22 protein-coding genes are annotated in these 21,580 nt (G+C 66.8%); 7 read left to right on the forward strand and 15 right to left on the reverse strand.

Annotated features, from left to right (window positions below):
- Positions 1-21 precede the first annotated feature (21 nt).
- The 5 genes from QXZ94_RS22235 to QXZ94_RS22255 are packed head-to-tail and all read right to left on the reverse strand — an operon-like array spanning position 22 to position 6,079.
- On the reverse strand, positions 22-1,314 hold the full coding sequence (locus tag QXZ94_RS22235) for a four-carbon acid sugar kinase family protein (RefSeq protein WP_315722225.1): 1,293 nt from the start codon (positions 1,312-1,314) through the stop codon (positions 22-24).
- Entirely contained in the window at positions 1,311-2,585 is a 1,275-nt protein-coding gene (locus tag QXZ94_RS22240; protein WP_315722226.1) for a ribulose-bisphosphate carboxylase large subunit family protein, read from the reverse strand. The genes QXZ94_RS22235 and QXZ94_RS22240 overlap by 4 nt, the downstream gene beginning before the upstream one ends.
- Positions 2,586-2,587: 2 nt before the next feature.
- The gene (locus QXZ94_RS22245; RefSeq protein ID WP_315722227.1) at positions 2,588-3,127 is read right to left on the reverse strand and encodes a VOC family protein; all 540 of its coding nucleotides are present in this window, start codon (positions 3,125-3,127) and stop codon (positions 2,588-2,590) included.
- 31 nt (positions 3,128-3,158) lie between these two features.
- The gene (locus QXZ94_RS22250) at positions 3,159-5,015 is read right to left on the reverse strand and encodes a TRAP transporter large permease subunit (protein WP_315726437.1); all 1,857 of its coding nucleotides are present in this window, start codon (positions 5,013-5,015) and stop codon (positions 3,159-3,161) included.
- A 50-nt stretch (positions 5,016-5,065) separates the two neighbouring features.
- Complete coding sequence (locus QXZ94_RS22255; RefSeq protein WP_315726439.1) at positions 5,066-6,079, reverse strand: TRAP transporter substrate-binding protein; 1,014 nt, start codon at positions 6,077-6,079, stop codon at positions 5,066-5,068.
- 149 nt (positions 6,080-6,228) lie between these two features.
- On the opposite strand from QXZ94_RS22255, the gene QXZ94_RS22260 reads away from it, so the two are divergent.
- Complete coding sequence (locus tag QXZ94_RS22260; protein ID WP_315722228.1) at positions 6,229-7,284, forward strand: LacI family DNA-binding transcriptional regulator; 1,056 nt, start codon at positions 6,229-6,231, stop codon at positions 7,282-7,284.
- A 9-nt stretch (positions 7,285-7,293) separates the two neighbouring features.
- Here QXZ94_RS22260 and QXZ94_RS22265 read toward each other — a convergent pair whose 3' ends face one another.
- Positions 7,294-8,187, reverse strand: coding sequence for a LysR family transcriptional regulator (locus QXZ94_RS22265; protein WP_315722229.1), 894 nt, complete (start codon positions 8,185-8,187; stop codon positions 7,294-7,296).
- 134 nt (positions 8,188-8,321) lie between these two features.
- On the opposite strand from QXZ94_RS22265, the gene QXZ94_RS22270 reads away from it, so the two are divergent.
- The 3 genes from QXZ94_RS22270 (at position 8,322) to QXZ94_RS22280 (ending at position 11,206) form a co-directional block, all read left to right on the forward strand.
- Complete coding sequence (locus QXZ94_RS22270; RefSeq protein ID WP_315722230.1) at positions 8,322-9,260, forward strand: ring-cleaving dioxygenase; 939 nt, start codon at positions 8,322-8,324, stop codon at positions 9,258-9,260.
- The gene (locus QXZ94_RS22275) at positions 9,257-9,889 is read left to right on the forward strand and encodes an alpha/beta hydrolase (RefSeq protein WP_315722231.1); all 633 of its coding nucleotides are present in this window, start codon (positions 9,257-9,259) and stop codon (positions 9,887-9,889) included. Before QXZ94_RS22270 ends, QXZ94_RS22275 begins: the two co-directional genes overlap by 4 nt.
- Positions 9,890-10,000: 111 nt before the next feature.
- The gene (locus tag QXZ94_RS22280; RefSeq protein ID WP_315722232.1) at positions 10,001-11,206 is read left to right on the forward strand and encodes an amidohydrolase family protein; all 1,206 of its coding nucleotides are present in this window, start codon (positions 10,001-10,003) and stop codon (positions 11,204-11,206) included.
- 6 nt (positions 11,207-11,212) lie between these two features.
- On the opposite strand, the gene QXZ94_RS22285 is transcribed toward QXZ94_RS22280, so the two are convergent.
- From QXZ94_RS22285 to QXZ94_RS22305, 5 genes are all read right to left on the reverse strand, one after another.
- Complete coding sequence (locus QXZ94_RS22285) at positions 11,213-12,445, reverse strand: carboxylate-amine ligase (protein WP_172111601.1); 1,233 nt, start codon at positions 12,443-12,445, stop codon at positions 11,213-11,215.
- Between the two features lie 19 nt (positions 12,446-12,464).
- Positions 12,465-14,237, reverse strand: a complete 1,773-nt coding sequence (locus tag QXZ94_RS22290) for an N-acetylglutaminylglutamine amidotransferase (protein WP_315722233.1) — start codon at positions 14,235-14,237, stop codon at positions 12,465-12,467.
- Between the two features lie 21 nt (positions 14,238-14,258).
- The gene (locus tag QXZ94_RS22295) at positions 14,259-15,086 is read right to left on the reverse strand and encodes a class II glutamine amidotransferase (RefSeq protein WP_315722234.1); all 828 of its coding nucleotides are present in this window, start codon (positions 15,084-15,086) and stop codon (positions 14,259-14,261) included.
- 146 nt (positions 15,087-15,232) lie between these two features.
- The gene (locus tag QXZ94_RS22300) at positions 15,233-15,445 is read right to left on the reverse strand and encodes a hypothetical protein (protein WP_315722235.1); all 213 of its coding nucleotides are present in this window, start codon (positions 15,443-15,445) and stop codon (positions 15,233-15,235) included.
- 139 nt (positions 15,446-15,584) lie between these two features.
- Positions 15,585-16,466, reverse strand: coding sequence for a LysR family transcriptional regulator (locus QXZ94_RS22305; RefSeq protein ID WP_315722236.1), 882 nt, complete (start codon positions 16,464-16,466; stop codon positions 15,585-15,587).
- A gap of 109 nt (positions 16,467-16,575) precedes the next feature.
- On the opposite strand from QXZ94_RS22305, the gene QXZ94_RS22310 reads away from it, so the two are divergent.
- Both QXZ94_RS22310 and QXZ94_RS22315 read left to right on the forward strand, forming a co-directional pair.
- A complete protein-coding gene (locus tag QXZ94_RS22310) occupies positions 16,576-16,995 on the forward strand; it encodes a CidA/LrgA family protein (RefSeq protein WP_315722237.1) in 420 nt (139 codons plus the stop codon).
- Entirely contained in the window at positions 16,970-17,680 is a 711-nt protein-coding gene (locus tag QXZ94_RS22315; RefSeq protein ID WP_315722238.1) for an LrgB family protein, read from the forward strand. Before QXZ94_RS22310 ends, QXZ94_RS22315 begins: the two co-directional genes overlap by 26 nt.
- On the opposite strand, the gene QXZ94_RS22320 is transcribed toward QXZ94_RS22315, so the two are convergent.
- The 4 genes from QXZ94_RS22320 to QXZ94_RS22335 form a co-directional block, all read right to left on the reverse strand.
- Complete coding sequence (locus tag QXZ94_RS22320) at positions 17,670-18,515, reverse strand: type 1 glutamine amidotransferase (RefSeq protein ID WP_315722239.1); 846 nt, start codon at positions 18,513-18,515, stop codon at positions 17,670-17,672. The genes QXZ94_RS22315 and QXZ94_RS22320 overlap by 11 nt on opposite strands.
- 22 nt (positions 18,516-18,537) lie before the next feature.
- A complete protein-coding gene (locus QXZ94_RS22325) occupies positions 18,538-19,368 on the reverse strand; it encodes a hypothetical protein (protein ID WP_315722240.1) in 831 nt (276 codons plus the stop codon).
- A 132-nt stretch (positions 19,369-19,500) separates the two neighbouring features.
- Positions 19,501-20,037 carry a hypothetical protein gene (locus QXZ94_RS22330; protein ID WP_315722241.1) on the reverse strand — a complete coding sequence of 179 codons (537 nt, stop codon included), beginning with the start codon at positions 20,035-20,037 and terminating at the stop codon, positions 19,501-19,503.
- A gap of 15 nt (positions 20,038-20,052) precedes the next feature.
- Positions 20,053-20,739: an HAD-IA family hydrolase gene (locus QXZ94_RS22335; protein ID WP_315722242.1), complete on the reverse strand. Its 687-nt coding sequence runs from the start codon at positions 20,737-20,739 to the stop codon at positions 20,053-20,055.
- Positions 20,740-20,846: 107 nt separating this feature from the next.
- Between QXZ94_RS22335 and QXZ94_RS22340 the strand changes: the two genes are divergently transcribed.
- A complete protein-coding gene (locus QXZ94_RS22340) occupies positions 20,847-21,560 on the forward strand; it encodes a hypothetical protein (RefSeq protein WP_315722243.1) in 714 nt (237 codons plus the stop codon).
- Positions 21,561-21,580 lie beyond the last annotated feature (20 nt).

The following is a 21,580-nucleotide window of genomic DNA, read 5'->3' on the forward strand; positions in this document are numbered from 1 at the left end:
GAAGCGATTTTCTTCGACGCGTCAGCCCGTGATGACGTCGGCGAAGAACGTCACCGGTCCCATTTGTCCGCCCTTGAGGATGATGTCGCGGCCGTCGAGATGGGGATCGTCGCTGTGCAGGCGGCACAGCGGCGCGCCAGGGACCATCGGCGCCCGGTACGACAGGCCCCAGGCGTCGAGCGCCGCGGCCGCATGGCTCGACGTATCGCCGCCGGCCACGACGATGCGCGAGACGTCGGCTTCGCCGAGCACAGCACCAAGCAGTGCGGCGGTCGCCTGCGCCACCCGCGCCATCTCCGCGCCGGGAGCCTCGTTCGTGACCAGCATGACGTGTCCCTGGGCAAGGCCCGCGATCGCCGCACGCCCCAACCCGTGCTGATACGCGGGATCCGCGAGCAGCCTCGCCGGCTCGATGGCGATGATCTGGTAGCCGCGCGCCGCCGCGACCTGGGCCCGTGTCACCGGTGACAGGCTGCCGACCAGCGCCAGCACAGGGCCGCCGGTGCGCGGCCGAGCGTGAGGCAGGACGAACGGCGCGGCCGGCTCGTCCCAGACGGCTGCCAGCGCCCGCGCCACCGAGCTCGGACCGACCGCGAGCATCGGCCCCGCGACGAGGTGATCCGTCAGCAGCCGGCCGATGACGGCCAGGTCGCTCTCCTGGGCGACATCGAACAGGACGGCATGAGGCGCGGCCGCCAGGTTGGCATCGAGCCTGGTCTCGGCATCCCCCTCCGCATAGGCGCGGTAGTCGATCAGGGCGACCCTCTCCAGCCCCTGCGCTGTCAGATGCCGGCGCAGATCGGCCTCCGCCATCGGAGTGACCGGGTGCTTGCTCATCGTCGGATGACGATCGATGCGATGGACGGCGCCGCCGGCGCCGGCTGCGGCGAACAAATTGCCGAACAGGCAATAACGGCCGAGATTGGGTTGACCACCCAGGATCGGCACCAGCGGATTGGCGACATGCCGTCGCAGCACTGCCACGGCGGCGCCGATGCTGCCGATATCGGGCGCGCTGTCGAACGTCGAGCAGCATTTGTAGTGCACAACGTCGACGCCGAGCGCGGCGAAGGCGCGGCCGGCGGCATCGAGCTCCGCGGCCGCGGCATCGGGCGGCATCGAGCGCGCTGCGCCGGCGATGCCGACGGCATCGAGCGGCCCGGCCGCCGCCAGTTGCGAAGAGGTCGGCGGACGCAGGAACAGCAGCGCGCGACGGCCGCGCTCGGCCCAGGTCGCGAGCGTATCGGTGGCGCCGGTCAGGTCGTCGCCATACCAGCCGACCCGCGGCCGCGCGAAATGCGCCGGCGCACTCATCCGGCGCGCCCGAAGGTGGCCAGCGCCTGCCGCAACTCCGGCTGCTCGCGTGCAGCCTGTTCGAGCCGTACGCCCGACGTCACCGCGTCCCAGGCCTGACGGATGCTAGTCACGCCCGCCGCGGGTCCGCCCGGATGCGCCATGATGCCGCCGCCGGCCATGAACAGGAGATCGGCATGGCCGATCGCGGCAAAGGTCGCCTGGACCGTCGCAGCGGACTGCCCGGACGAAAACGCCGGCAGCACGCGATCGTCGCAGCCTTCGGCCAGCGGCGTCACGCAATCCCTAGCCGCGCTTACGACCTCCTCGTCGTCCTGCGCGAACTTGCCCTGCAGGCCGTGCACATGCATGTGGTCGACGCCGGCAAGCCGCCACAGCGCCTGATAGGCCTGAAAGCCGATGCCGAGCAGCGGATGACGCGAGATCGCTCCAAAGCCGTTGCGGTGGCCATGGAGGGCGAGATCGGTGCTGCGGCGAAGCGTCGTCACCGCAGAGAATCCGCACCAGTTCAGCGACACCATGGCGCAGGACCCGCCGTGCTGCGCGATCAGATCGGCGTGGCGCCGCATCGCGTCGGTCTCGTCGGTGATGTTGAACGCCATCATCACGTGCTTGCCGGTTCTGTCCTGATGCCGCTTGACGGCGGTGAGGACGGCGGGAATTCGCTGGGCAAGCGGAGCATGATCGGGATCGGCCGAGATCTCGTCGTCCTTGATGAAGTCGACGCCGGCGGCACAAAGGCGCGCAACCAATGCAGCGGTCTCCTCGGCGTCGAGACCGACATTCGGCTTGATGATCGAACCGACCAGCGCACCCTTGCTCACGCCCGTGAGCCGACGCGTGCCGGCGATGCCGTGCTTCGGCTTGTCGAAGCGCGCGCGATACGTCGCCGGCAGCGTGATCCGCTCCAGCCTGAGGCCGGTGACCTCGCCGAGATCGTAGAGATTGCCGGCGACCACCGAGGCCAGCGTCGGCAGATTGGCGCCGACATTGACCACGGGAAACGCGATCGTCACGCGCGCCCGGCGATAGGGTCCATCGACGCGTTCGCGCCGCAGCCAGGCATTCGGCAGGCTCGGCTGATCCGCCGGCAGCAGTTCGACGATTTCGGTCACAGTGGCCCGGGCACGCGCGCGCAGATCGTCGGTCTCGCCCTCGACGCGGGTGAACGTGCCGCAGGACTGCTCGCCCGCCATCACCTCCGCCACGACAGCGGGATCGAGCGGCGTCTCGATCAGATAGCTTGCCTCGAAGCGGTCGAAGGCCGTCATGCTCACAGCCTGCTGAGATCCGGGAACGGGCGCACCGGATCCTTGCCGTCCCAGTTCTGCGAGGCCTCGCGGATCATGCGGAACATCGTGCCCTTCGGCCCCAGCACCTCCGACAGCTCGATCACGGTGCCGGGATGATAGTGCGTGTCAAAATAGATGAAGCGGCCGCGCTCGCCAACCTCGCCGCCCATGACCGGCTTGAAGCCTTCGCCGAGCAGCCGCTCGAGATCGGCATCGAAGCTTTCGGTCCAATAGGCGACATGCTGCAGGCCGGAATGGCCGGCTCGCGTGAAGTCGCGGTACATCGACGGCACGTCGTTGCGGCACTGGATCAGCTCGATCTGCAGCGATCCTGAATTGGCCAGCGCCACCGAATTATGCGGCTCGAAGCTTTCGCCCCGGTACTGATAGTTCCGGATCGGCACACACTCGTTGTAGAAGAACGGGCCGACGCCGAGCACACGCGACCAATAGTCCATCGCCGCCTCGATGTCGGGTACGACATACCCGGCTTGACGGATCTCGCCGAACAGGCGGCTCATGGCAACGTCCTTTCCAACACTCGCTCAATCATCAAAGGAAGCCGGTCGAGAACCACGGGATCGCGGCCACGGCGACGATGCCAAGCAGCAGCGCGAGCACATAGCTCCAGATGTAGCGCAGCCCCTCGTCCGGATTGATCTTGCTGATGGCGCAGGCGCCGTAATAGCCGACGCCGAAGGGCGGCGCGAACAGGCCGATGCCCATCGCGAAGATCACGACCATCGCATAGTGCACCTCGTGCACGCCGGCCTGGCGCGCGATCGGGAACAACAGCGGTCCGAACAGCACGATCGCAGGAATGCCTTCGAGGATGCTGCCGAGGACGATGAAGGTGAGGATCGAGATCGCAAGAAAGCCCCAGGCGCCGCCGGGAATGGCCGCCATCAGCTCCGCCAGCTTCTGCGAGAAGCCGGATTGGGTGAGGCCCCAGGCCATCGCGGTGGCGCAGCCGATGATGAAGACGATGGCGCCGGTCAATGCGGCGGTCTCGACCAGCATCGCCGGCAGCCGGCGCCAGTCGAACTGGCGGTAGATCAGGAGGCCGGCGAGCACGGAATAGGCGATGCCGATGGTCGAGACCTCGGTGGCCGTCGCGACGCCCTCGACCACCGCCAGCCGGATTACGAACGGCAGCGCGATGGCGGGCAAAGCGATCAGGCCGAGCCGTCCGACCTCGCGCCAGGACGGGCGCGCGATATGGCTGAGATCCTCGTTGCGATAGCGCCACCAGACGATGCTGCACAGGCCGAGGCCCAGCACGACGGCCGGCAACATGCCGCCGGTGAACAGCGCGGCGATCGAGACGCCGGTGACGGAGCCGATCGTGATCAGCACGATCGAGGGCGGAATGGTTTCGGTCTGCGCGCCCGTCGCGGCGAGCAGCGCGACGAGGTCGCCGGGCTTGGCGCCGCGTGCGCGCATCTCCGGAAACAGCACCGGTGCGATCGCGGCCATATCGGCGATCTTCGAACCGGAGATGCCCGACACCAGATACATCGCGCCGATCAGCACATAGGAGAGGCCGCCTCTGACATGGCCGAGCAGTGACGACAGCCATTGGATCATGGCTGCGGCCATTCCCGTCATGCCGATCAGGGCGCCGAGGAAGATGAACAGCGGCACCGCCAGCAGCACGAGATGGCTCATGCCTTCGTCGAGCCGTCCGATCATCACCAGCATTGGCGTCGAGGTGGTCAGGCCGAGATAGCCGAAGGTGGCGAGCGCAAAGGCGAAGGCGATCGGTACGCCGGCAAAGACGTTGAGGCCAACGACGCCGACGAAGAAGACCACGAGGTTGAGCCGTCCGAGCGGCTTCAGCACAGGCCCTGCAAGCCAGAACAGCAGCAGCAGCGCAGCCGTGAGCGCGATCGCGAGCAACACCGGCTTGAGCGCATGCAGCCGCAGCAGACGGAACATTGCTGCGAGCAGCATCAGCGTGATGCCCGCCGGAATCGCCGCCGCACGCCAGGCGCTGGCGATCTCCAGCGCCGGCGTGACGATGAAACGCTCCTCCGAGGCGTAGTCCAATGCATGTGGCAGGATCAACAGCAGCAGCGCGATGGACGCTGTCAGCGCCACGGCTTCGAGCAGAGCGCGGGTGGCGGGTGACACCCGCGCGACGATGCCCGTCATCCGCATATGCTCGCCGCGGCGGAGCGCAATCGCTGCGCCCAGCATCGACAGCCACAGGAACAGGATCGAGGCGAGCTCGTCCGACCATACCAGCGGGGCATGCAGCACATAGCGCGCAACGACGCCGGCGCCCAGGATCAGGATCTCGACGACCAGCACGATCGCGGCGACGGCCTCGACGATGCGGCCGACGGCGAGCTCGATCCGGTGGGCAGCCGCCACCAGGCCCGATGCCGGCAGGTCCGGCGCCGGCATCGCAACCGCGTGACTGTCCATGGCGAGTGACTCCCGAAGCATCTGGACGATCAAGCGAGCACGCCGACCTCTTTCTCCAGCAGGCCCCAGGCCTCGGGACCGAAGCGCTCCTTCCATTCCTTGTAGAAGCCGGCGTCGCGCAGCTTGGCGCGGAAGCTGTCCGGCGCGGCCTTGTTGAAGGCCAGGCCCTTGGCCTGCAGATCGGCCTGGACCGATTCATTCAGCTGTCGGACGTCGTCGCGCTGCTTCATGCCGGCCTCGTTGAGCGCCTCGGTGATGATGCCCTTGACGTCATCTGGCAGGCCGGCCCAGGCGCGGCCATTGGCGACGAACCAGAAACCGTCCCAGATGTGGTTGGTGAGCGCGCAGAACTTCTGCACCTCGTAGAGCTTGGCGACCTGGATGATCGAGACCGGGTTCTCCTGCGCATCGACGATGCGCGTCTGCAGCGAGGTATAGACCTCGCTGAACTGAAGGCTCGCGGGCGCCGAATCCAGTGCCTTGAACATCGACAGGCTGAGCGGGCTGACCGGCACGCGGATCTTCAACCCCGCCATGTCCTTGGCTTGCTCGATCGGCTTGCTGCTGGAAGTCATCTGGCGGAAGCCGTTGTCCCAGATCTTCTCGAAGGCGTGCAGATTGACCTTGGCAATCGCGGCCCTGACATGTGCGCCAAGGCCGCCATCCATCGCGCGCCACACCTGATCGTAATCGGCGAAGGCGAAGCCGACCGCGTTGATCGCCGCCACCGGCACCAGCGTTGCGATCACCAGCGCCGAAGGCGTGAAGAAGGTGATGCCGCCATTGCGCACCTGGCTCAGCATGTCGGTATCGCCGCCGAGCTGATTGTTCGGGAAGATCTTGATCTCCACCCGGCCGTTGGTCTTGGCACGAACCTGGTCGGCCGCCTGCTGCGCGCGGATGTTGAGCGGATGGGTCAGCGGCAGATTGTTGCCGTAACGCAGCTCGATCTCGGCGGCGCGCGCCACCATCGGCGCCCCGATCACGGAGGCCGCAGATGCACTCGCAAACGCCCCGAGGACGCTGCGCCGGCTCAGATTGATCATGACTTCCTCCCCCTTTTGTTTGGCTGGCCGGCCCTTGTTCCGGGCCCTTGCCGTGAGGTCGGACGCACGATAGAGAGCACAATTGACGGCCGTCAAACTCATTTATTGATGGTTTTTGATGGGTTTTGGCTCGACGGGGGCAGGCGATGACGGACACGAACAGCGAGGCGCCGCGACGCCGCCGCCTGGCGCGCATCGATGACATCGCGCGTCTGTCCGGCGTCTCCGCCGCAACCGTCGATCGCGTCCTGAATCAGCGACCTGGCGTCCGCGCCGTCACGGTGCAGCGGGTGCTACAAGCTGCCAACGAGCTCGGCTATCTGATGGATGGTACGCTGCCGGCACAGGCGCTGAAGCCGTGGCGGCTCGGCTTCCTGCTGCCGGCCGGCACCAACCGCTTTCTCAACATGCTGGGACGGCTGATCATCTCATCCCAGGATCAGCTCGCTTCGTTCAACATGCGCGCGCGCGTCGAGCACATCGAGAGTCTCAAGCCGGATCTGTTGGCACAGGAGCTGCTGCGGCTCGGCCGCGAGGTCGACGGCATCGTGTTCATGGCGATCGAGCATCCGGCCGTCCGCGAAGCGGTCGATGTGTTGGCCGACCGCGGTGTGCCGACGGTGACCTTGATCTCGGACATCGCCAACACGCGCCGGATCGCCTATGTCGGCCTGGACAATCGCGCAGCCGGACGCACAGCGGGCTATCTCATCGCGCGCTTCATCGGCAACCGCCCGGCGCAGGTCGCCATGATCGCGGGCAGCCTCAGCTATCGCGCTCATGAGGAGCGCGAGATGGGCTTCCTGCATCTGTTTCGCGAGGAGTTTCCCGACATCGAGGTCGTCGGGCTGCGCGAAGGTCACGACGACGAGGCCAACAATTATCGTCAGACCAAGCTGCTGCTGGCGCGGCATCCGCGCCTCGCCGGGATCTACAACATCGGCGGCGGCGCCGACGGAATCGGGCGCGCGCTGCGCGAGGTCGGCCGCCAGCGCGACGTCGTGTTCGTCGGTCACGGCCTGTCGCCCGACACCCGCGCGATGCTGCTGGATGGCACGATGGACGCCGTGCTCACACAGAATCCCCAGGCCTCGCTGATGGATTGCATCACGATCTTCTCCAGCCTGCGTGCGGGGCGCACCGTGCAGGAAGCCGCCATGCGCGCCCGCACCGAGCTGATCGTGCGCGAGAACCTGCCGTGAGCAGAATTCTCAGCCGGCGTCCTTGCCGAAGCGCTCGACCAGGAAGTCGATGAACAGCCGCACCTTCACCGACAAATGCCGCGTCGGCGGATAGATCGCGTAGAGCGCGAGCGGCGGCGCCGTGTAGTCGGGCAGGATCGCAGCCAGTGCGCCGCTGGCAAGCGCGTCGGCAGCGATGAAGCGCGGGATCAGCGCAATGCCCTGCCCCTTGATGGCGACGTCGCGCAGCACCTCGGCATTGTTGACGCACAGGCTCCAGGCCGGCTGGATCCAGTGATCGCCATCGGCTCCGCTGAGCTTCCACTGATTGCCTGTGAGCAGGAAGCCGTAGGTCAGCGAGGTATGCCGGCGCAGATCGTCCGGGACCTGCGGCTTGCCGTGACGCTCGAGATACGAAGGCGCGGCGCAGACGATGCGCTCCACGGGCATGATCCGCCGCGCCACCAAGCTCGATGATTCCAGCTCGGCGATCCTGAGCGTCACGTCGAAGCCGTCCTGCACCGGATCGAGCAGGTCGTCGCTGAGCACGATCTGCAGCTGCAGCTCTGGATAGCGCGCCATGAAGTCGGCCACCACGGGACCGAGTCGCATGGTGCCGAACGACATCGGCGCGTTGACACGCAACAGCCCGCGCGGCGCGGCCTGCGACTGGCTGACCGCCTGATCGGCCGCGTCGAGCTCGGCAAGGATCGAGGACGCACGCTCGAAATAGCGTTGCCCGGCCTCGGTCGGGCTGGCGTGCCGGGTGGTGCGGACGATCAGCTGCACGCCGAGGCTCGTTTCGAGCTCGCCGATATATTTCGAGATCGCCGAACGCGACAGCCGAAGCTGCCGACCGGCCTCGGCGAAGCTGCCGCTCTCCACGACCTTTACGAAGGCCCGCAGGCTACCGAGCTTGTCCATGATCCCCGGATCGTCATTGTCGCCAAATCGTAGACAGAGACGTCACAAGAGCACGGATTGTCTCCAAAACAAAGCCAGCCAATATAGCGCCATACCAGTTCAACGGCCCGAGGGCCAAGCGACAGGAGACCCACATGCCCGGACTGCACCACGTTACCGCGATTGCCGGCGATCCGATCCGCAATTTCGGCTTCTACACCCGCGACCTCGGCCTGCGTTTCGTCAAGAAGACGGTCAATTTCGACGATCCCGGCACCTACCACTTCTACTATGGCGACGAGACCGGCCGCCCCGGCACGATCCTGACCTTCTTCCCCTGGACCGGCGTGCGGCCCGGCCGCCGCGGTGTCGGCGAGACGCACCAGACCGCGTTCCGGGTGCCGCAGCGCTCGCTCGGTTACTGGACGCAGCGCCTCACCGAGAAGGGCATCGCCTATGAGGCGCTGGAAAAGCGCTTTGGCGAGTCGGTGCTGCCCTTCACCGACCCCGACGGCATGGCGCTCGCCCTGGTCGGCGTGCCCGGCGCGGAGAACGAGCCCGGCTACAGCAATGGCGACATTCCGGCGGAGCATGCCATTCGCGGCTTCCATGGCGTCACGCTGCTGCTCGACTCGGCGGAGAAGACTGCCGCTGTCCTCACCGACGTGTTCGGCTTTGCCGAGCAGGGTCGCGAAGGCTCGGTGATCCGCTTCAAGGCTCCCGGCGCTGCAGAAGGCAGCGTGGTCGACATCTACGAAGCCAAGGGGTTTCTGCGCGGGGCGCAAGGCGCGGGGTCTGTGCACCACATCGCCTTCCGCGCGGCCGACGACGCCGCGCAGGGCGTCATGGCCCAGAGGCTGGTCGATCGCCACGGCCTGCATCCGACCGAGCAGAAGGACCGCAACTACTTCCGCTCGATCTACTTCCGCGAGCCCGGCGGCGTGCTGTTCGAGATCGCGACCGACATTCCAGGCTTCGCGGTCGACGAGCCTGTCGCCGAGCTCGGACAGAACCTGAAGCTGCCCGCGTTCCTCGAATCCCACCGCAAGCAGATCGAGGGCGTGCTGCCCAACCTCGAGGAGGCCGTATCATGACCGGCGCATTGTCCTTCACGCACCGCTTCCAGCCTGGAAGCACGACGGGAGCGGCGCCGCTGCTGCTCCTCCACGGCACCGGCGGCGACGAGAACGATCTGCTGCCGCTCGGCGCCACGCTCGCGCCCGGCGCAGCCCTGCTGTCGCCGCGCGGGCAGGTGCTCGAGCATGGCATGCCGCGCTTCTTCCGCCGTCTGGCGGAAGGCGTGTTCGACGAGGACGACGTCCGCCGGCGTGCGCTGGAGCTCGGCGCCTTCATCGGTGAGGCACGGCAACGCTACGGTATCGAAGCTCCGGTCGCGATCGGCTATTCCAACGGCGCCAACATCGCCGCCGCGCTGCTTCTGCTGCAACCCGAGGCTCTGGCCGGCGCGGTGCTGATCCGCGCCATGGTGCCGCTGAACCAGCCGCCGGCGGTCAAGCTGGCACGCAAGCCGGTCCTGATCCTGTCCGGATTGACCGACCCGATCGTGCCTGCCAGCAATTCGGCGAAGCTGTGCAGCCAACTCATCGAGGCCGGCGCCGACGTGACTCACACCACGCTGCCAACCGGGCATCAGCTGTCGCAGGCGGACATCGCGCTCGCCCGAGATTGGATCGCCGGATTGCCGCAGGCGATGGCAGCCTGACCAGCATCTGCACTTGCGGCGCCGATCGATCCTGATCGAGAATGCCGCGTCGGCATCGGACCGCACCATGCGGCTCCGGTGCCGGCGGCAGATGGAAAGGGGTTCGGCGAGATGGTCGTGGACAAGCTGTTCATCAATGCGCGGCTCGACCGTGGCGCGCGTCAAGCAATCACCGTGCACGACGGCCGCATCAGTGGCCTGCTGCCTGAGACCGAACGCCCGGAGGCGCGCGAGGTGATCGATCTCGGCGGCGCCCTGGTCTTGCCTGGCTTCGTCGAGGGCCACATCCATCTCGACACCAGCTTCTATGGCGATGCGTGGAAGCCGCACAAGCCGTGCACGAACGGCTTCGACGTGCATGAGCGCGTCACGTTCCAGGCGCAGAACATCGCCGCGGCCGCGCCGATGGACGTGCGCGCCCGCAACCAGCTCGATCTCTGCATCGGCCACGGCACCACGCGGATGCGCAGCCATGTCATGGTCGACGGCTCGGTCGGTCTCAGATCGCTGGAGACGATTCTGCGCGTACGTGAAGAATATCGCGAGTTGATCGAGATCCAGCTCGTCGCCTTTCCCCAGAGCGGCATCCTCAAGAGCGCGGGCACGCCGGAGCTGCTCGACGAGGCGATCAAGCTCGGCGCCGATCTCGTCGGCGGGCTCGATCCGGCAAGCTTCGACCGCGACGTCGAGAAGCATCTCGACGTCGTTTTCGGCATAGCCCACAAGCACGGCGTCGATGTCGACATTCATCTGCACGATCCCGGCATGCTCGGCCTGTTCGAGCTGGAGCAGATCGCCGCGCGCACCCGCGCGCTGGGAATGGCGGGCCACGTCGCAGTCAGCCACGCCTATGCGCTTGGCGACTTGCCGGCGGATCCGCTCAAGAAAATCGCCGACGTGCTGGCGACGTCGGGTGTCGCCATCATGACCAATGCGCCGGGCGCGCGGCCCTTTCCGCCGGTAGCTCAGCTGCGCGCGGCCGGCGTCACCGTGTTCAGCGGCAACGACAACATCCGCGATTCCTGGTGGCCCTATGGCGACGGCGATCTCCTGAACCGCGCCATGATGGTCGGCTACCGATCGGGCTTCTATGTCGACGACGAATTGCGAATAGCCTTCGACCTCGTCACCGAGGCTGGCGCCAAGGCGTTGCGGCTGGCGGATTACGGCCTGCGCGTCGGGGCACGCGCCGACTTCGTCACGGTGAATGCGGAGCACGTGCCGGAGGCCGTGGTTGCCGTGCCCAAGGGGCGCTCCGTGTATAAAGGCGGCTGCCTCGTCGCCCGCGACGGCCGCATCATCAGGCCGGCGACCTGACCGGCATCATTGCGCCGGCTCGACCGGCGCCTGCGAACGTGGCGGCTCGGCACGCGAGACCGTCGCGGCTTCGATCCAGCGCGTCACGGCTGTCAATTGTCCACCGGACTCGCGATAGGCCTGCAGCTGATAGTCGGCCGAGCTGCCGAACTGCATGATGGTGCGGCAGCGCTCGACCTCGGCAAGACAGCCGAGCGTCTCGGCATGCGGCGCGACGTCGGCGATCATCCGATTGAGGATCTCCTGGCCGGTCACAGGGCCGTCCTCGGTGACGAACAGGCAGTCGGTGCCATAACGCTGCGCCCGCCATTTGTTCTCGACGGCGATCGCGCGCTCGACATTGCCGACGGCCTCGGCGAGATCCGGGTTGAGATACAAGTGGCGCGCCAGCGCGCGGTACAGCGAGGCAACTGCCACAGCATCATCGACTGCGGTGCAGACATCGGGCGCACGCAATTCCAACGTCGGATGACGCAGCGATGGCCGCATCGCCCACCAGACATGGCTCTCGTCCGGCATCACACCCGATTTCGTCAGCGCCGCAACATAGCGGTCGTACTGCTTTTTGGACGTGAACAGCTCCGGCAGGCCGGTACGCGGCAGCTCGTCATAGGCAGCGAGCCGATAACCCTTCAAACCAGTCTCGCGTGAATTCCAGAACGGCGACGACGCGGACAGCGCGATGAACACCGGAATATAGGGAATCATCGCGCGCATGACCGCGAAGCGCCGCTCGGGATCGGGCAATTGGACATGCACGTGCATGCCGCACAGCATGTTGCGCTGGCCGACGATGCGCAGATCCTCCATCATCTCCACATAACGTGGCCTGGGCGTGGGCTGCGAGCTGCGCCAGGTTGCAGTCGGATGCGTCGAACAGGCGAGAATCGTGAGGCCATACTGGCCGGCAACGCTGGCAACCTCGCGGCGCAGGAACTTCAGCTCCTCGCGCGCATCGCCGGCATCGACATGCACGTTGGTCGCGACCTCGAGCTGCGCCTGCAGCATCTCGCGCATCGCCTGCCCGCCGGTCGACCAATTGGCCGCCTCGAACAGATCGTCCGGCGTGCGGATCGCGACATCCAGCGTCTTCGCATCGGCGAGGAAATACTCCTCCTCGATGCCGAAGGAATACTCGGTGACCTCCTCGCCGCCCGTGGCCGAGCGGATCACCAGCCGGCGCTCATCGTCGCTCAGGCCAAGCCGGAGCTTCTCCAAGATGCGTGGATCCAATCCCATGTGATCAATCCTGTCAGAATCAAATGCCGTGAGTCTGCAGCCAGGCTTCCAGCAAGGCCGCCTGCCAAAGCCGCGAATGCCCTTTTGGGCTCATCTCGGCTTCGGGGTTTTGCAGCATGTGATCGACGAAATCGCGTCGATAGAGCCCGCGCGCGCGCGCCTCGTCCGTACTGAGCACGTCGCGCACGTAGTCGAGGAACGGCCCCCTCAGATAGCGTAGCGAGGGGACGGGGAAATAGCCCTTGGGACGGTCGATCACCTCCGCCGGCACGCAGCGCCGTGCGGCCTCCTTCAGGATGTGCTTGCCGCCGTTCCTCACCTTCAGCTCGGCCGGCAGGCGCGCGGCCAGCTCGATCACCTCGTGATCCAGGAACGGAACGCGCGCTTCGAGTCCGAACGCCATGGTCATGTTGTCGACCCGCTTCACCGGGTCGTCCACCATCATGATCTCGGCGTCGATCTGCAGCACCTTGTCCACTGCGGACGCACCGCCGTGATCGGCGAAAAAGCGCTCGACCAGATCGAGACTCACGTCGTCGCCGAGCAGATCCGGCGTCAGAAGCTGTTGCAGATCCGCATGCTTCCAGTCGAAATAGGCGTTCTGATATTGCTGCACGGCATCGTTGGCCGAGAGAAAGCCGGGGTACCAGCTGTAGCCGCCGAACACCTCGTCTGCGCCCTGCCCGCTCTGCACCACCTTGACGCGCTTGGCGACCTCCGATGACAGCAGATAGAACGCAACGGCGTCGTGACTGACCATCGGCTCCGACATCGCGGCAATGGCCTGCGGCAGGGCTTCGAGCGCGCGATCGCCGTCGATCCGGATCTGCTCGTGATGGGTGCCGAAGGTTCGCGCGATGATGTCCGAGTAGCGAAACTCATCGCCGCTGTGGCCGCCGACCGCATCGAAGCCGATCGAGAAGGTACGGATGTCCTCGTGACCCAGCTTCGACAGCAGGGCGACCAGCAGCGACGAGTCGAGCCCGCCGGACAGCAGCACGCCCACCGGCACGTCCGCGACGCGGCGGCGGTCGACCGCAGCCGTCATGACATCCAGCACCGCATCCGACCATTCGTCCTGGCTCATCGCCCGATCGGTCGGACGCTGCTCACCGACATTGAATCGCCAGAAGCGCTCGCGGCGCTGCGTTCCGTCCGGGTCGATGGTCAGCAAGGTCGCCGGCTCGAGCTTCTTCACGCCGTTGAGGATGGTCCGCGGCGCCGGCACGGCGGCGTGGAAGCTGAAGAAGTGATGCAACGCCACCTGGTCGAGCGAGGTGTCGACGTCCCCGCCGGCAAGCAGCGCCGGCAGGGACGAGGCAAAGCGCAGGAAGCCCGGGCCTTCGGTATAGTAGAGCGGCTTGATCCCCAGCCGGTCGCGCGCCAGGACCACGCGCCCGCTGTCGCGCTCCCACAGCGCGAAGGCGAACATCCCCTTGAAGCGCTGCACGCAGGCTATGCCCCAGGCATGGTACGCCTTGAGGATCACTTCGGTGTCGCCATCGGAGAAGAAGCGATAGCCTTTCGCCTGCAGCTCGCTGCGGAGCTCGCGGAAATTATAGATGCAGCCGTTGAAGGCTATGCCGAGACCGAGCGCGGCGTCGATCATCGGCTGCTGCGCAGCCGCCGACAGGTCGAGGATGCTGAGGCGGCGATGGCCGAGCGCGATATCACCTTGCACGTAGAGGCCGGCCGCATCGGGTCCGCGCGCCTGCATCGCATCGTTCACACGGCCCAGCGCCGCCAGCGACGGCTGGCCGGAATATCTGATCTCACCACAAATGCCGCACATCGCGGATCCAATTCCCTCGTTCTAAGCACCTCCGATAACCCTCTGTGATCTCTTGCGTTCCGCGACGAAACCGGCCTGACCTGCGGCAAATAGCGGAACGATTTCGGCTGGTCGCGACGCACGCGCGACCAGCACGTGATCCGGCGGCACCTCGATCCAATCCGGCTCCTTGTCGTATGGCTCGGACACCGCGATCACCTGATCGCCGTCCTCGCGATAATAGAGCGAGTTCGCGCGGTCGTTGGCGGCGAAGCGAAACGCGTAGAGATCGTGGCCATTGGAGAGCGCCGAGGTGAAGCGCATGTGCTCGCGAAGACCGTCCTCATTCACCAGCTCACAAAGCGACCTCAGCACCTTGCGTGTTGCGCCGATCGGATCCTGCTCGATTCCGGCACCGACCATAGCGAGGAACACGGCTTCGGAATCGGTGGTCCCGAGCCGCGACGGATACAGTCCATCCGGAATCATCGCCTCGACCTTGCGGCGCAGCCGGTTCCAGCTGCCGACGAAGCCATTATGCATGAACAGCCAGCGGCCGCAGGCGAACGGATGGCAGTTCTGCCGCGTCACTGCGGTGCCCGTCGCGGCACGCACATGCGCGAAGAACAGATGCGAATGCAGGTGGCGGCAGAGATAGCGCAGGTTCTCGTCCGACCACGCCGGCCGCGTCTCGCGATAGAGGCCGGGCTCCGGGTGATCGCCATACCAGCCAAGCCCAAATCCATCACCGTTTGTTCCGGCAGTCGATTCGAGCGCACGCAGACTCTGCGTCACCAGCGAATGTTCCGGCTCGGTGACGTAATGCTCGAACGCGGTGCGCTCTCCGCGATAGGCGATCCAACGGCACATCCCTGCCCCTCCGGACGAACGATGATTCCCGCGAAACCTGAAGACGGTTCGCGTTGATTCGGAGGAGGCGGAAACGCCTCAGCGCACCGGCGGTTCCGTGCCGAGATGCTCGATAGGGTTCCCGGCACGAGTCATGACATCTAAGTTCATCCCGTCGGGCTGGGGTTGGAGGAGCCCGGCTCCGGCAACATTCCGGTGCCGGGCGTCTTGTCATTGTCGGTGAGCTCAGGCCGCGCATGCGGGCCTGCCGCTGGCATGTCCCCGCCCTGCGGCGTCTTCGGCGCGTCGCCGACCATTTTTCGAGGCTCGGCAGCAGGGCTGGGATTGAGGTCGGACGTCTTGCGATCTTGCTCGCTCATCAATCATCCTTGAATGCCGGGCCAACGCGAGCTGTCCTGCTGACAGCCGTTGAGCCATGGTGGTCCTCGCCGAATGGTTGGGCGACAATTATCCATCTCGCCACATGTTCCTCCGAGGAGGCAGCGACACCATCGCAGCTCACGCTTGGCCGCGCTCCCGCACCAGCCCGAGCCACGCCGCCGCGGCCGGTGACAGATAGGCGCCGCGCCGCCAGGCCATCGCCAAGGTCCACTCGGTGTCGGGCTCGTCGAGCAGGACCAGGCTGATCGGCACCTGGGTGCGTTGAGTGGCGATCATGCGCGGCAGGAATGCCACCCCGAGACCCGCGCCGGCGAGTTCGGCAATGAAGTCGATCTGGGTGCTCCGTGCGGCCACGACCGGCTCGAAGCCGTTGCGGCGGCAGGCCTCGCGAAGGATGCGGTTGAGCGCGAAGCCCGCCTCGAACAGCACGAACGGTGTGTCGCGCAGCTCGCCAAGCGTGATCGTTTCACGTCCGGCAAGCGGATGGTCGACCGACAGCAGCGCCATCAGCGGCTCACGGCGCACGATCTGGGCCGCAAACTCCTCGGCGATCGGCGGCAGCAGGCCGGCGAAGTCGATCTCACCCGCCGCGAGCAGCTCGCCGAGCCGGTCGCTGCCATGCTCGACCAGCCGGATCTCGATCTCCGGATACAGCTGGCGATACAGCGCGAACAACGGCGCGAACACCGTGCTCGATCCGATCGGCGGCAGGCCAAGGCGCAGCGCGCCGCGCTTCAGCCCGCGCAGCTCGGCGAGCTCCGCCTGCAGGTCGTCCCGCTCCGCCAGCAGCCGGATGGCACGGCGATAGACGATTTCGCCGGCCGCCGTCATCCGGCTCTTGTGGCCGAGCCGGTCCAGCAGCGGCAGCCCGAGCTCGTCCTCGAGTTGCTTGACCGCCTTGCTGACGGTCGACTGCGTGGCGAACACCACCTTGGCCGCCTGGGAGAAGCCGCCCTGCCGGACGACTTCGACGAAGGTCTTGAGCGTTCTCAGTTCCATGATCGGCCATATTATTCCAACCTCGACTGGAAAATAGTCAATCAATTCATTTTGTCCATGCTGCAATGCCGCATACTCTTCGCGGCACCCGCAGTTTGGAATACCGCTCATGATGCACCGCAACATTCCCCTCTCGCTTCAGCGGCTGCTCCGCCGCAATCGGTTGGTGCAGATCGGCCTGCTCGGCCTGTTTTGGGCTGCCGGCGAAATCCTGGCGCGAACCACCGGCCTGCCTCTGCCGGGCGGTATCATCGGCATGGCGCTGGCGCTCGCGCTGTTCCTGGCCGGCGGCCTGAAGGTCGCCAACATCAAGCGCGGCGCCAACTGGATGCTGGCCGAGATGCTGCTGTTCTTCGTGCCCGCCGTGCTGGCGCTGCTCGACCATCGCGAGCTGCTGGGACTGCTCGGATTGAAGATCTTTGCCTTGATCGTCGTGAGCACCACCGCCGTGATGTGCGTGACTGCGCTCACCGTCGACTTCTGTTATCGCTGGAGCGAGCGTGATGACGGCCGCAACGCTGTGGCGTGAGCCGCTGGTCCAGGCTGCGGTCTGGTCGCTGGCAACGATCCTGCTCTATGTGCTCGCCAAGCGCGTGCACCGGCGCTGGCCACGTTGGTGGCTGATGCCGCTCGCGGTGGCGCCCGCATTGCTGATGATCGCGGCGTTGGCGCTCAACGTCTCCTATCGTGACTACATCCGCGGCACGCATTGGCTGGTGGCATTGCTCGGCCCCGCCACGGTCGCCTTTGCCGTGCCGATCTATGAGCAGCGCGCGCTGATCCGCCGCCGCTGGCCGATGCTGCTCGCCGGCATGGCCGCGGGCAGCCTTACCGCGGTGGCGACCAGCTGGGCCCTGGCCTACGTGCTCGGCATCGACGGCGAGTTGCGGCTCAGCCTGTTGCCGCGCTCGATGAGCACGCCGTTCGCGATGGAGGTGTCCGGCGAGATCGGCGGCATTCCGGATCTCACCGCGGTGTTCGTCGTGCTCACCGGCATCATCGGTGCCGCGGTCGGCGATGTCGTGCTGGCGCGGCTGCCGCTGCGCTCGGCGCTCGCGAAAGGCGCACTGTTCGGCGTCGGCGCCCATGGCGCCGGCACCGCGCGCGCCCACCAGATCGGCCGCGAGGAGGGCGCGATCGCCGGCCTCGTCATGGTGCTGGTTGGACTGATGAACGTCGCGCTGGCCCCTCTGATCATCCAGTTCATGAAGTAGCCGCTTGGCCGTGGCCCAGCGAGTCGAGCCAGTTGCCGATCTCGGCCTGGCGCAGCGCGTCGTCGGCCACGTCCTGGTCGAGCCCCAGACGCCAGAGCAGGTCGCGTCGCGCGCGGTCGTGGTGCACCGTCGCGAGATCGTCGGCGTAGCGCTCGAGCTCGGCGAGATCCGCGAAAAATCCCTCGTCGACCAGCGGCTGGCCGATGAGCCGGATTACGCAGGCGACATCCTGCAGGCTGAATTCGGGATGATACTGCACGCCCCAGAAGCGGCCGCGGCCGCTGCGGATCTCGGCGGCCTGCACTTCGCTCATCGCATTGCACGCGGTCACGGTCGCGTCCGGCGGCAGCGTGGTGACGATGTCGCTGTGAATGGCCGGTGCGTCGAACACGATACCGCGCGCCGCGTGCATCGGATGGGCTCGCCCCGCCTCCGTGAGCGCGATCTTGCGCGCAAAGCCGACCTCGCGACCGGCCGGATTGAGCGATACGTCGCCGCCGGCCGCGACCGTCGCCAGCTGCAAGCCCCAGCAGGAGCCGAACATCGGCACGCCCTGCGCGAAGATCGTCCGCACCAGCTCGATCTGGCGCAGCGCTTCCGGCTCGCGCTGATAGATGTTGAGCGCCGATCCGGTGATGACGATGCCATGATAGGCATCGATCGGCTGCGGCAGGCCTGCGTCGGCATCGGCCGGCGTGGCGATCTCGACGACGGCATGCGGCGCCAGCGCGCGCAGCACGTCGGCATAGCTCTCCGACGGCGTGAGGCCAGCAATCTCCGCCCAGCGCCGCCGGCCGGCCAGCGAGTTGCCCTCGAGCACGAGCAGTCTCGGCACCTTCAAACTCCCGCCTGGCTCGTCATGGATTCAACACGCCGCGCAGGAAGCGCGCGCTCCGGTCGCGCACCTCGGGCCGGTTCAGGATCGTATGCACGTCGGCATCGATCACCATCACCTCCGCCCGCGGATCATCCTTGAGCGCGGCGGCGCAGGAGCCGGTGACGGCGCGGTCCTTGTTCCAGGGATTGGCGGCCGAAAAATACGGATCGCGCGCCGAGATCGCGTTCAGCACCGGCTCCTTCGGGCCGATGCCGAGCCTGGGCGCGGTGACGAAGTAGTTGTCTTCGCAGGACCATGAATAGATCAGGCGAGCGGCGACATCCTTGCCGGCATGGCGGCCGACCGCCACGGCCCCTTCGCTGGTGCCCGCCATCACGAGGCGCTGGCGGTCGACCCAGCTCCACTCGCGCGCGGCCTTCAGGGCATGGTCCAATTCGGCGAGCCGCAAGGCATGAACGCGCTCATAGGTCGCTACATCGACGGGCGAGGTGTAGGTCAGCCGGTCGGGAATCGCGAGGCTGTCGGGGGCGACCGAGGCGGCGCCGAGCTCGTCGGCCAGCCAGACCTGAAACTCCTTCACCGCCGGCGCCACGCCGCTCGATCCATGCATCACCACGACGAGCGGCGCGATGCCGATCACATCGGGCGCATCCTCGGCACGTCCCTCCCAGCGCCGTCCGCCCGCAAGCGCCGCCGGCAGCACCAGATTCGCCTTCGCCCAGGTGCGTGCGAGGTTCTCCGCCGACGGCTCCAGCACCGTGCCCTTGGTGTCGCCGGGCTTGTCTGCGGCGAGGGCGGCGGTTGCGCAACACAGAGCTGCGATCAGCAACAGAACGCGCGACACCCCCATGATCGATCCGACCTTCTGCAAAAGCGGCCCCAGCCTGTCTGGCGCGCATTGCTCGGTTCAATCACGGCATCGGTCTCCGGACAAGCAACGCGCGGCGGACAGTGCATGCAGGGCACCCATGCAGCGATGCCGTCAACAAACGCGCAGCCGCCGGCGCTGCTCGCGCGGCGTTTCCACCGACCGGACGTGATGGCGGGGAGTGGCCGTGGCATGAAAGATCGCGTTGGGCGCCGGCATGACGGCCGCCTCGCGCGCGCCGCCGCAATCGCCGACGAGGCGAAGCTGCGGCGCGCCCCAGGATACGTCCCGCATGCCATCGACCCGCATGTCCTCGCCGCGAGGGCTGGCGCCGCTGCGGATCTCCGCGGGCGCCAGGGCCAGCAGCGTGGCCCGCAGGCCGCGGAGGATGATGGCCATGGCGCGCGACGGTTGTGCCCAGTGAAACCGCCGCGACCGACGTCCGCGCCGGATGCCGCGCTGGCCGCGATGTCCAAGCCCCGTATCGGACTGCGGCATCAGGCGGTGGGGCTGTTCGGAGGGGCCTACCATGATCAGCAGGTTGCGCATGCGTCTCACCTTCGTCTCGTCCCGGCCGATCGGTCGGCCGCGTTCGTGACGACCATCGCGCAACTGCGGTGACGACAAGCTGTTGGCTGATGTCAGCAACATGTCAGCTCCGCCCTTTCACCGCGGGGCGCCCGCCTTGACGAGCGCGAGCACTTCGGCCTCGTCGAACGACGCCGCGCTGATCGCCGCCCCCGCGGCAATCAGCTCGTCATGGCCGAGATTGGTGCGCATGCCGATGGTGGTGATGCCGGCGGCCGTCGCAGCGGCGATGCCGGCCCGCGAATCCTCGAAGGCGACCGCGCAATCCGGCGCCGCATTCGCCGCGCGCAGGCCTTCCAGATAAGGCAGCGGGTGCGGCTTGCCGTGCGGCAGCTCGTCGCCGATGATGACCGCGCGAAACCGGTCCGTGATGCCGAGCCCGCGCAGGATCAGCTCGGCATTGGCGCGCGGCGCGTTGGTCACTGCGACGACCGGGATCGATGCCGCCGCGGCATGATCGAGCAGCGCCATCAGACCCGGCAGCGGCTGCACCGCGCCGGCGGCGAGGCTGCGAAACACCTCCTCCTTCTGCGCCATGATTGCGGCGCGCCGCTCCGGCAGCTCGTCTGGCAGAAACTCGGCGCCGATCGATGCATTGGAGCGGCCGAGCAGTTCGCGTGCCGCACGCGCGCGATCGAATGCATGGCCGAAGGGCGCAAACACCGCGTTGAAGGCCTGAAGATGCAGCGCATCGGTGTCGGCAAGCGTGCCGTCGATGTCGAACAGCAACGCCTGCAGCTTGTTAAGAACGCCTCGCATCAGCAAATTGACCTCAAACTCATCCGGATGTTGACGCGATCTGATCCAACTCTCGACCACAGCCGCTGTCGTTATCTCTGAAACGGCGTGAAACCGCGACGGGGGAAATTGCGATGATCGGTGATTTGAAAGCGACGTCCCAATTCAGTTCGATACCGAGGTTCGGTGCCGCCGCGGCGCTGCTCGCGACGATGATCCTTGCGTTCCCCAACATGGCCCAGGCCGGTTCGGCGAACGAGGAGATGGTCAACGGGCAATACTGCAACTCGCTCTGCAAGGCCTACATGTCCTGGTCCGACCGCATGCTGGCGATCACCCAGCCGCATGCGCGGCCGCAGGTCCGCGTCGCGTTGCCGCAACAGAGCATGACGCCGAAGAAGATGGTCAAGGTCGAGACGACCGACCGGGCGGAGCCGCGGGCGCAGCACGCGCCGAAATCGCACCGGCCGACCAACCTGGATTCCTTCGCGCAGCTGCCGGCGGCAAGCCATGCGGCGCAGTCGGCCATGGACGATGGCCGCAGCGACGAGGCGCCGGCCGAGTATGCCGCAGCGCGCCTGGGGCGGCTGTACGGCACCGATCCGACCCCGCCCCGCTCCGCCCTCGCCGAGATGCGCCGGGCCACGGCCGAGACCGCCGACATGCGGCTGGTGTCGATGACCGAGCCGGGCATGTCGCAGGGCGCGATGACGGTGGGCGAGGCCTCGGGTAGCACCCGCTCGAAGATGCCCTCGATCTGGATCATGCTCGCCGCCGTGGCCCTGCTGGCGTTCTTCGGCCATGGCTGGCTGAAGCGGCGGGCCGACGCGGACCACGGGATCAACTGAGACCCGAGCGACAGGCACGG

The sequence above is a fragment of the Bradyrhizobium sp. SZCCHNS2022 genome, from assembly GCF_032377575.1.
Taxonomy (GTDB): domain Bacteria; phylum Pseudomonadota; class Alphaproteobacteria; order Rhizobiales; family Xanthobacteraceae; genus Bradyrhizobium; species Bradyrhizobium aeschynomenes.